The 8,897-nt window shown below is 73.7% G+C and carries 7 protein-coding genes, 2 tRNA genes and 1 riboswitch; of the genes, 2 read left to right on the top strand and 7 right to left on the bottom strand.

Annotation, left to right across the window (positions count from 1 at the left end; translation table 11 throughout):
- Positions 1-132: 132 nt before the first annotated feature.
- The 5 genes from IE271_RS32625 to IE271_RS32605 form a co-directional block, all read right to left on the bottom strand.
- A complete protein-coding gene (locus IE271_RS32625) occupies positions 133-1,077 on the bottom strand; it encodes an aldo/keto reductase (RefSeq protein ID WP_190194097.1) in 945 nt (314 codons plus the stop codon).
- Positions 1,078-1,169: 92 nt separating this feature from the next.
- Complete coding sequence (locus IE271_RS32620; RefSeq protein WP_229919700.1) at positions 1,170-2,207, bottom strand: M23 family metallopeptidase; 1,038 nt, start codon at positions 2,205-2,207, stop codon at positions 1,170-1,172.
- 11 nt (positions 2,208-2,218) lie between these two features.
- Positions 2,219-2,365, bottom strand: a riboswitch (cyclic di-AMP (ydaO/yuaA leader).
- A 243-nt stretch (positions 2,366-2,608) separates the two neighbouring features.
- Positions 2,609-3,805, bottom strand: a complete 1,197-nt coding sequence (locus tag IE271_RS32615; protein ID WP_229919699.1) for a PP2C family protein-serine/threonine phosphatase — start codon at positions 3,803-3,805, stop codon at positions 2,609-2,611.
- Between the two features lie 252 nt (positions 3,806-4,057).
- Positions 4,058-4,131, bottom strand: a tRNA-Met gene (locus IE271_RS32610).
- 117 nt (positions 4,132-4,248) lie between these two features.
- Positions 4,249-5,379: a dihydrofolate reductase family protein gene (locus IE271_RS32605; RefSeq protein ID WP_190194094.1), complete on the bottom strand. Its 1,131-nt coding sequence runs from the start codon at positions 5,377-5,379 to the stop codon at positions 4,249-4,251.
- Between the two features lie 60 nt (positions 5,380-5,439).
- Between IE271_RS32605 and IE271_RS32600 the strand changes: the two genes are divergently transcribed.
- Together IE271_RS32600 and IE271_RS32595 are read left to right on the top strand one after the other, a co-directional pair.
- Positions 5,440-6,039 (top strand): MarR family winged helix-turn-helix transcriptional regulator, encoded by a 600-nt coding sequence (locus IE271_RS32600; RefSeq protein ID WP_190194093.1) that lies wholly within the window; start codon positions 5,440-5,442, stop codon positions 6,037-6,039.
- Between the two features lie 119 nt (positions 6,040-6,158).
- Positions 6,159-6,872, top strand: a complete 714-nt coding sequence (locus tag IE271_RS32595; protein WP_229919698.1) for a GTP cyclohydrolase II — start codon at positions 6,159-6,161, stop codon at positions 6,870-6,872.
- Positions 6,873-7,054: 182 nt separating this feature from the next.
- Here IE271_RS32595 and IE271_RS32590 read toward each other — a convergent pair.
- Together IE271_RS32590 and IE271_RS32585 are read right to left on the bottom strand one after the other, a co-directional pair.
- Positions 7,055-7,127: transfer RNA gene (locus tag IE271_RS32590), tRNA-Lys, on the bottom strand.
- Between the two features lie 90 nt (positions 7,128-7,217).
- On the bottom strand, positions 7,218-8,753 hold the full coding sequence (locus tag IE271_RS32585; RefSeq protein ID WP_190194092.1) for an amino acid permease: 1,536 nt from the start codon (positions 8,751-8,753) through the stop codon (positions 7,218-7,220).
- Positions 8,754-8,897: the final 144 nt, after the last annotated feature.

The raw sequence follows: 8,897 nt of genomic DNA, 5'->3' as shown, positions 1-8,897 counted from the left end.
ACGACAAACGCGACTACATCTTCAACGGCACCCTCACCGTCACCGCCATCGTCATCTGGCTCCGCGACACCGTTCAAGAGCCATCAGAAACGACCTAGAGCGCCCCGCCGGGCGCCCCGGGCCGCGCCGGTGTCAGGCGGAGGCCCGGGTCAGCTTCGCCCGCTCCTCGTCCGTCAGCTCCAGTGCGGCGGCGGCGAGCAGGGCGGGCAGCTGGCCGGCCGTGCGGGCGGAGGCGATGGGCGCCGCGACCGTCGGGCGGGACAGCAGCCACGCCAGGGCCACCGACGCGACCGCGGCGCCGTGGGCCTCGGCGACCTCGTCCAGGGCGGCCAGCACGCGCCGCCCGCGCTCGGTCTCCAGGTACGCCGCGGCCGAGCCGGCCCGCGCGCTGTCGACCTCGGTGCCGGGCCGGTACTTGCCGGTCAGGAAGCCCGAGGCGAGCCCGTAGTAGGGCACGGCCGCGAGGCCCGCGCGGGAGGCGGCGTCGTGCAGCGCGCCCTCGTAGCCGTCGCGCTCGACGAGGTTGTACTTCGGCTGGAGGGCGACGTAGCGGGCCAGGCCCTCGCGGTCGGCGAAGTCGAGGGACTCCCGGAGCCGCTCGGGGGAGATGTTCGACGCGCCGAGGGCCCGCACCTTGCCGGCCCGCACCAGCTCGTCGAGCGTGGTGACGATGTCCTCGACGGGCACCTCGGGGTCGTCGAAGTGCGTGTAGTACAGGTCGATGTGGTCCGTGCGCAGCCGGCGCAGCGAGGCGTCGACGGCGGCCCTGATGTTCGCCGGGGACAGGCCCTTGTACCGGGGGTGGCCGCCGACCTTGGTGGCGATCAGGACGCCGGAGCGGTTGCCGCGGGAGGCGAGCCAGTTCCCGATGACGGTCTCCGACTCACCGCCCTCGTTGCCCGGGGCCCAGGAGGAGTAGGTGTCGGCGGTGTCGACGAAGTTCCCGCCGCCGGCCGTGTAGGCGTCGAGGACGGCGAAGGACTCCTTCTCGTCGGCGGTCCAGCCGAAGACGTTGCCGCCGAGGCAGAGGGGGAACACTTCGAGGCCGGACGAGCCCAGTGTGCGCAGTGAGGTCATGCTTCACTGCAACATACGTGCAATGGCCACGCATTCCGCCGCCGGCCCGGACCGGCCCGGTTCACCCGTGCGGGCCCGGGTCCGGCGTCCCGTCAGGGGTTGAGGCCCTTGCCGCGCAGCCACGCCGTCGGGTCGATGCCGGTGGCGTCGCCGCCCGGGTGGATCTCCAGGTGCAGATGCGCGCCGGTGACGTTGCCGGTGGCGCCGACGCGGCCGATGAGGTCGCCCGTGGCGACCTTCTGCCCGACACTGACGTTGATCGAGGACTGGTGGCAGTACCAGACCTCCGTGCCGTCGTCGAGCGTGAGGATCGTGCGGTAGCCGTAGGCCCCGGCCCAGCCGGCCTCGGTGACGGTGCCGCCGTGGACGGCCTTGACCGGCGTACCGGTGGGGGCCGCGAAGTCGAGGCCGGTGTGGTACCCGGAGGACCACAGTGAGCCGGCCTGGCCGAACGTCGAGGTGATGGTGTACGAGGAGGTCGGCAGCGCGTAGCTCTTGGCCAGCTTCGCCAGGCGCTCGGCCTCGGCCTTCGCCTTCTTCTCCTCCTCCGCCTTCTTCTTCGCGGCAGCGGCCTCGGTCTCGGCCTCCTCCCGCTCCTCGGCGGCCCGCTCGGCGGCCTTCTTGGCGGCGGCGGCCTCGGCGGCCCGCTGGGAGGCGCTGTCGACCTGGTCCTGCTGCTGCTCGGCCTGGAGCATGATGCGGGCCCGCAGCGCCTCGCCCGCGTCGGTGGTGCCCTGCGCGGTGTCGGCGCTGGTCAGTCCGGCGCTGGTGAGCGGTGTGGCGGTGCCTTCCGGCTCCTTCTCGTCGGCCACCAGCGAGCCGACGCCCGGCAGGTCCGCGACCGACAGGTCCGGCACGGATATCGCGACCGGCGGCTTGCCGCTCTGCGCGGTGGCCATGCCGCCCGCGCCGACGGCGGCGATGACGCCGACGCCGAGGACCGTGGAACTGCGCGCGAGTCCGCCCCCGCGCTGCTTGGCGACCCGGTGCCGGCCGCGGACCGGGCGGACGGACTCCGCGGTGGGGTTCCACTCCTCCCAGGTCTCGCCGTCCTGACGGGCGCCGAAGGCGAAAGAGCCGGTCTCACCCGGTGCGGACGAGGTGACGGAGGCAGGGCGGTTGGACGCCACGTGGGCGCGCTCCTTTCCTTCCTTCTCGCCTACCGGGTTAGCTGACGGGTTCGGAGCAGGAAGGTCTCCTACGCGCGTCAACCAGACCTGGCCGACGCCCGATTCACCCCGGAATGGTGGTTCCCCGGTTCCCTTGCGGGATTCGGCGCGTGCGCACGGAGCCGCCTCTTGTGACGGCTGGGACGACCGCGCTGCGTTATCGAACGTTAATAGACACGGGGGCTGGATTCCAAGCTGTTCGGCGTTATGGGCGGGGAAATCGGGGTAGGCCAAAGCGACTTCGAGTCTCATATCCGGGCGAGTCGGCTCCACCCCATAAACATCGCGTCAACTGACTGTTCGTCAGTTGTTATGCACAGCGGCGTCGCCCGACTACCGCTCGTGACACCGGGCGCCGGGCGTCACGGCCGGCGCACCGCGAGCATCGCCATGTCGTCCGCGGCGCCGCCGCCGGTGTGCCGGCGCACCTGCTCGGTGACGAAGGCCAGCAGTCCGTCCGGGGCGGAGAAGACCCGGCCCGCGAGCCGGGCGGCGGGGTCGTAGAAGGCGCCGTGCGCGTCGCGGGCCTCGGAGAGCCCGTCCGTGTGGCAGAGCAGGATCGACCCGCGGGGGAACGGGAACGACACGGCCCGGTCGGGCCAGATGCCCAGTTCCCCCATGCCCAGGGGCAGCGCGGCCTCGGGTCCGGCCAGCACGCGCAGCGTTCCGTCGGACTCCAGCAGCAGCGGCGGCGGATGGCCCCGGTTCACGACCCGGACGGCGCCCGCGCCGTGCGGGAACTCGGCGAGCAGGGCCGTGGTGAACCCCTCGAAGGCGTCGAGGCCGTCGCGCCGGGTGCCCTCCCGCGCGAGCGCCCGCTCCAGCCGCTGCGCCACCGCCTCCAGAGTGGCCTCCTGCTCGGCGGCCTCCCGGAACGCCCCGATCACGACGGCGACCGCCGCCACCGCGCCCATGCCCTTGCCCCGCACGTCCCCCACGACGAGCCGCACGCCGTGCGGGCTGTCCTGCACCGCGTACAGGTCGCCGCCGATGAACGCGTCCTGCTGCGCCGCCTCGTAGCGGGCCGCGATCTCCAGTCCGCCGATCCGCGCGGCGGGCGTGGGCAGCACGGCCAGCTGCGCGGCCTCGGCGATCTCCCGCGCCGAGGCCAGCCGTGCGCCGGTACGGCGTACGACGCGGTTGACGACGCAGGCCAGGAAGGCGACCGTGGCCACGGTCACGATCTCGGTGATCCCGCTCGCGGAGGGGGCGAACTGCAGATGGACCAGGACGACGGCGAAGACGGCCGCGACCCCGGTGCGCAGGGTGGCGCGCAGCGAGTACAGGGACGCGGCGGCGAGCGGCGCCGCCGTGAAGAAGGGCGCCGCGGTGAAGTCCTGCGGGGTGAAGTGGTCGTAGGCGATCCCGGCCGCGATCAGCAGCGCGGGCAGCGGCCGGACGAGCCTCTGCGCGGCCGGCGCGCGCCGCGCCTCCGCCTGCCGCGGCGGCACGGGCGGCGGGTCGTCGCCCAGACCGGGGTCGGGGGCGGGGTCCCCCGGCAGGCGTCCCCCCGCCCGGGCGTACGGCCCCTCGTCCTGACGACCGTCTCCAGGCCCCACCGCTCGTCTCCTGCCCAGTCCGCACCACGGTCCGTCCAGGTTTCCCGCACGGACGGCGGCGGGCGAGCCGGACGGGACCGGCCGGGTGACGGCGGAGGGGCGGCGGCCCTGACGCGTGGGGCCCCGGGGGACCACGGGAGCCGCCGAAGGGCCGTGCCCCCGTGCACCGGGCATGCGCCGTGCCCGCGGGCTCAAGGCCCGTACACGCACCGAGGGCCGGAATCTCGGAAGATTCCGGCCCTCGGCCTTCAGTAGCGGGGACAGGATTTGAACCTGCGACCTCTGGGTTATGAGCCCAGCGAGCTACCGAGCTGCTCCACCCCGCGTCGGTGAAACCAGTGTACGTCATGCGGGGAGTGCACCGCACACGGGTTTCCACGCGGTGCCGCTTCCGCGTGCCGCGGACCGGTCCGGCCCGCCCGGGCAGGCGGGCGGGCCCCGGCTCAGCCCAGCAGCCGGCGGTTGGGCGCGACCGCCCGCTCCTCGAACTCCGGCAGGACGACGACGTCGGCGCCGCCCGCCCTCAGCACCCCGCTGCCGTCGGCGGCCGTGACGAACGTGTCGGGCTCCCGCCAGGCGGTGACCACCCGGCGCACGCCCGCGTCGAGGATCAGCCGGGCACAGGGCCTGGGGCGGGAGGCGCGGCGGGCGCACGGCTCCAGACTGCTGTAGACGGTGGCCCCGGACAGCCGCGGATCGGCGGGGTCGATCCGCGCGAGCGCGGTCTCCTCGGCGTGCCGCACGGGGTCGGTCTCGCGGGAGTACCCCCGGGCGAGCTCCGTGCCGTCGGCCGCGACGACGACGGCGCCCACGCTGAACGCGGTCTCCGAGGGCGGGCACTGCGCGGCCAGCTCGCAGGCCAGCTCCAGCCAGCGCCGGTCGGCGGCGGAGGCCCGGTCCCCGGTGCCGGGGGCGGTGGGCACGTACCGCATGAGGACGACGTCCCCGACGGGACGCGTCTCCACCAGCCGCATCCGGGCGCGCGGGCCGCCCGGGTACTCCCCCGGCCCGAAGAGGCGGGGCGCGTGCGGCTCGCCCACGACGAGCGGGGCGACGGCGAGCTGGAGTTCGTCCGCGAGGCCCTGGGCGAGGAGCTGCGTGTGCACGCGGCCGCCGCCCTCCACCATGAGCCGCCGGACGCCGCGCACGTCGTGGAGGTGCTCCAGGATGGCGCGCCAGTCGAGCTCGGGGCCGACCGGGACGACGTCGGCGGCCAGGCCGCTCAGCGACTTCGCGGCCCTGTCGGTCGTGTAGACGGCCTTCTCGCCGCCGGTGTGCCAGAAGGGCGCGTCCGGGTCGAGGTCGCCGGAGGCCGTGACGGTGACCTTCAGCGGGTACTCCGGCCGCCCCTCGGCCACCCGGGCCGCGCGCCGCCCGGGCGAGTTGACCAGCAGCCGGGGGTTGTCCGTGCGCAGGGTGCCCGCGCCGATCAGGATGGCGTCCGACTCCGCCCGCACCCCGTCGACGCGGTCGAAGTCGGCGGGCCCGGAGAGCAGCAGCCGGCCGGGCCCGGTGTCGTCCAGGCAGCCGTCGAGCGAGACGGCCGCGGACAGCAGCACGTAGGGGTGGGGCATGGAACGCACTCTCCGCTCACCTGAGTGATTCAACTTTTGAACAATACCTAGACTGGCCGTATGACCGGAGACACGACGCCGCGCTGGCTCAGCCCCGGGGAACAGCGTGCCTGGCGGGCGTACCGCGCCGCGTCCCTGCTCCTGGAGGACGTCATCGACCGCGGGCTCCAGCGGGAGGCGCGCATGCCGCACCTCTACTACTCCGTGCTGGCCACGCTCTCGGAGACGCCGGGCCACCGGCTGCGGATGACCGACCTCGCCGAGCAGCTGAAGATCACGCGCAGCCGGCTGACGTACGCCGTGGGGCGGCTGGAGAAGGACGGCTCGGTACGCCGCGAGGGGTGCGCGGCGGACGGGCGCGGCAGCACCGCGGTGCTCACGGAGGCCGGGTTCGACCTGGTGCGGCGTACGGCGCCGGGCCATGTCGAGACGGTCCGCGCGGCCGTCTTCGACCACCTCACGCCGGAGCAGGTGGGCCAGCTGGAGGAGATCTGCGACGGCATCGCGCGGGCGATCCAGGGAGACGGCCCCCGGACGGCGGAGAGCCTGCCGTGGCGCCGCCGCTCGACGCCCTCGGCAGCGGCGTGCCCGGAGCCGGCGGAGGCAGGCACGGAGCCGGGGCCGCCGTCTCCGGTGGCACCGCCGCGCGAGGACTTCTGACCCGCCCGGGAAGCGCCGGAATTCGTTGCTTGAACTTTAAAGCAAGCGTAGAGTCACGTCCCGGTAGGTGCTTCAAAACTGAAACACGCCCGCACCCCCGCTCGAACCGGAGGACCCGCATGTCCGACATCCCCGCCGCCACCCCGCGCGCACGCGTCCGGGTCCCGCTGCGCTTCCACGACGGGTACGCCGTCGACGCCGAGCTGGTCACCTTCCACGGCCTGGCCGACGGCCGGGAGCACGTGGCCGTCGTGCTCGGCGACCCCGCCCCCGGCGCGGTCCCGCTGGTGCGGCTGCACTCCGAGTGCCTGACCGGTGACGTCTTCGGCTCGGCCCGCTGCGACTGCGGCCCCCAGCTGCGCGAGGCGGTGGAGCGGATCGCCGGGCGCGGCGGCGTGCTCCTCTACCTCCGCCAGGAGGGCCGCGGCATCGGCCTCTACAACAAGCTCGACGCGTACGCCCTCCAGGACAAGGGCCTCGACACCTACGCCGCGAACACCGCGCTCGGCCTCCCCGAGGACGCCCGCGACTACACGGCGGCGGCGCAGATGCTGACCGCCCTGGGCATCCGCGAACTGGACCTGCTCTCCAACAACCCCGACAAGGCCGGTCAGCTGCGCGACCTCGGCATGACGGTGCGCGACCGGGTCCCGACGGGCGTGTTCACCACCCCGCACAACGTCCGCTACCTGCGCGCGAAGGTCCTCCAGACGGAACACACGCTGCCGCTCCCGGCCCTGACGGAGCGTATGGAGACGGCGGGCGCGCCGGGGACGGCGGAAGGGGTGGGAGCGGCGGAAGTGGTGGGAGCGGCGGGCCGCACGGCGGGCTGAGTCGCACGGCGGACGGACCCGTACGCCGGACCGGCCCGTACGCGGGCCGAGTCGTGGGGCGGGACGGGCCGTGGGGCGGGACGGGACGCGCGGAGCACCGCGCCGGTGCCGCCCGGGTCGCGTCGGGCCGCGAACGCGCTGGAGGCCCGGACCGGAAGGGCTTCCGGTCCGGGCCTCCTCCGTAGGCCCTGTGGGACTCGAACCCACAACCAATGGATTAAAAGTCCACTGCTCTGCCAATTGAGCTAAGGGCCCCCTGGCGATGTGCCACCCCGAGCATAGCCCGACGTGGCCGGGGATCCGATCGGGTATCGGGGACCCGGCCGCGTCGGGCCTCGGCGGGCGTCACGGATCGACGGGTTCCGGCGCGTTCGCACGGGCCCGCTCGCGGGCGCGGGTGCGCTCGTGGCCGGGATCGAGGAACCAGTGCCTGGCCGACGCGAACCACCAGGCCGCGGCGGTTCCCAGCACCACCAGGACGGCGACCGGGGCGTAGTTGAAGGTCTCCCACGTCACCGGTGACACCTGCGGCAGCATGAAGAGGACCGTGATGACGACGACCCACCCGACCGCCACCACGCCGATCGCGCGGGACCAGCGGCCCAGGTGCCACGGCCCGCGCTCGAAGGCCTCCCCCTTGCGCAGCCGCAGCAGCGTCGGCACGACGTAGGCGATGTAGAGGCCGATGACGGCGATCGAGGTCACCGCCGCGTACGCCGTGACGTTGATCAGGTACGGCAGGCCCAGCACCAGCGCGCCCACCGCCGCCAGCCAGACCGCCGCGACCGGGGTGCGCGTACGTGGGCTGACCGTGCACCACACCCGCGAGAACGGCAGCGCGCCGTCGCGCGAGAAGGCGTAGATCATGCGGCTGTTGGCCGTCACCGACGCCATGCCGCAGAACAGCTGCGCGCCGATCACGACGAGCAGCAGCAGCTTGCCGGCGGTCGCGCCGAGCGCGTCGAGCAGGATCTGCGCGGGCGGCGCGCCGGTCGGCGACTCCAGCGCCGCGTCGTAGGACCGGATCGCGAAGGTGAAGCCGAGCAGCAGCACGAACCCGGCGATCCACGAGGTCCAGATCGAGCGCACGATGCCCTTCGGGCCCGCCGTCGCCGCGTCCCGCGTCTCCTCGGTCATGTGCGCCGAGGCGTCGTACCCGGTGAAGGTGTACTGCGCCATCAGCAGGCCCAGCAGCACCACGTACACGGAGCTGCCCCAGCCGGTGTTGTTCACGAAGTGCGTGAAGACGAACGACGCCGGCCGGTGGTGGTCGGGCACGAACGCCAGCGCGCCGACGATGACCGCGACGCCGAGGACGTGCCACCAGACGCTGACGCCGTTGAGCAGCCCGACGATGCGGACGCCGAAGGTGTTGAGCAGTCCGTGCAGCACGAGGATGCCCGCGAACAGCAGGATCGTGCGCCCCGGCGTCACCTCGAAGCCGAACTGCAGGTTCAGGTACGCCCCGAGGAACGAGGCCGCGCCGAAGTCGATCCCGGCGGTCACGGCGACCTGTCCGAGCACGTTGAACCAGCCCGTGAACCAGGCCCAGGCCGCCGCGGTGCGGGGCGGCGCCAGCCGGTGCGCCCAGAAGTACAGACCGGCCGAGGTCGGGTACGCCGAGCAGATCTCGGCCATCGCGAGCCCGACGAACAGGGTCATCAGCCCGACCCCGACCCAGCCCCAGGTGATCACGGCGGGCCCGCCGGTGTTCATCCCGAACAGGTACAGGGTCAGGCAGCCGGAGAGGACGGAGATGATCGTGAAGGAGACCGCGTAGTTGGAGAACGCCGACATGCGGCGGGCGAGCACCTGTGTGTAACCGAGCTGGGCGAGCCGCTCTTCGTCCGACAGCCCACCCGCTCGCGCGTCATCTGTCATGCCCCCAGCAATGCCCTGGGCACGACGGCGCCATGCACCCGTGCGGGGTCTCCCTTCGGCCGGGGGAAGGCCCCGCGTGACAGGGGTGCCACGGTCGGCCGGCCGCCGCGTAAGCACGCAGTCGGGCGGTCCGGGCTCCGCTCC

The sequence above is a fragment of the Streptomyces minutiscleroticus genome (genome assembly GCF_014650875.1).
In the GTDB taxonomy this organism is placed as follows: Bacteria; Actinomycetota; Actinomycetes; order Streptomycetales; family Streptomycetaceae; genus Streptomyces; species Streptomyces minutiscleroticus.
Note: the sequence above shows the minus strand (reverse complement) of the source record. Positions and strands in the feature narration are given on the sequence as shown.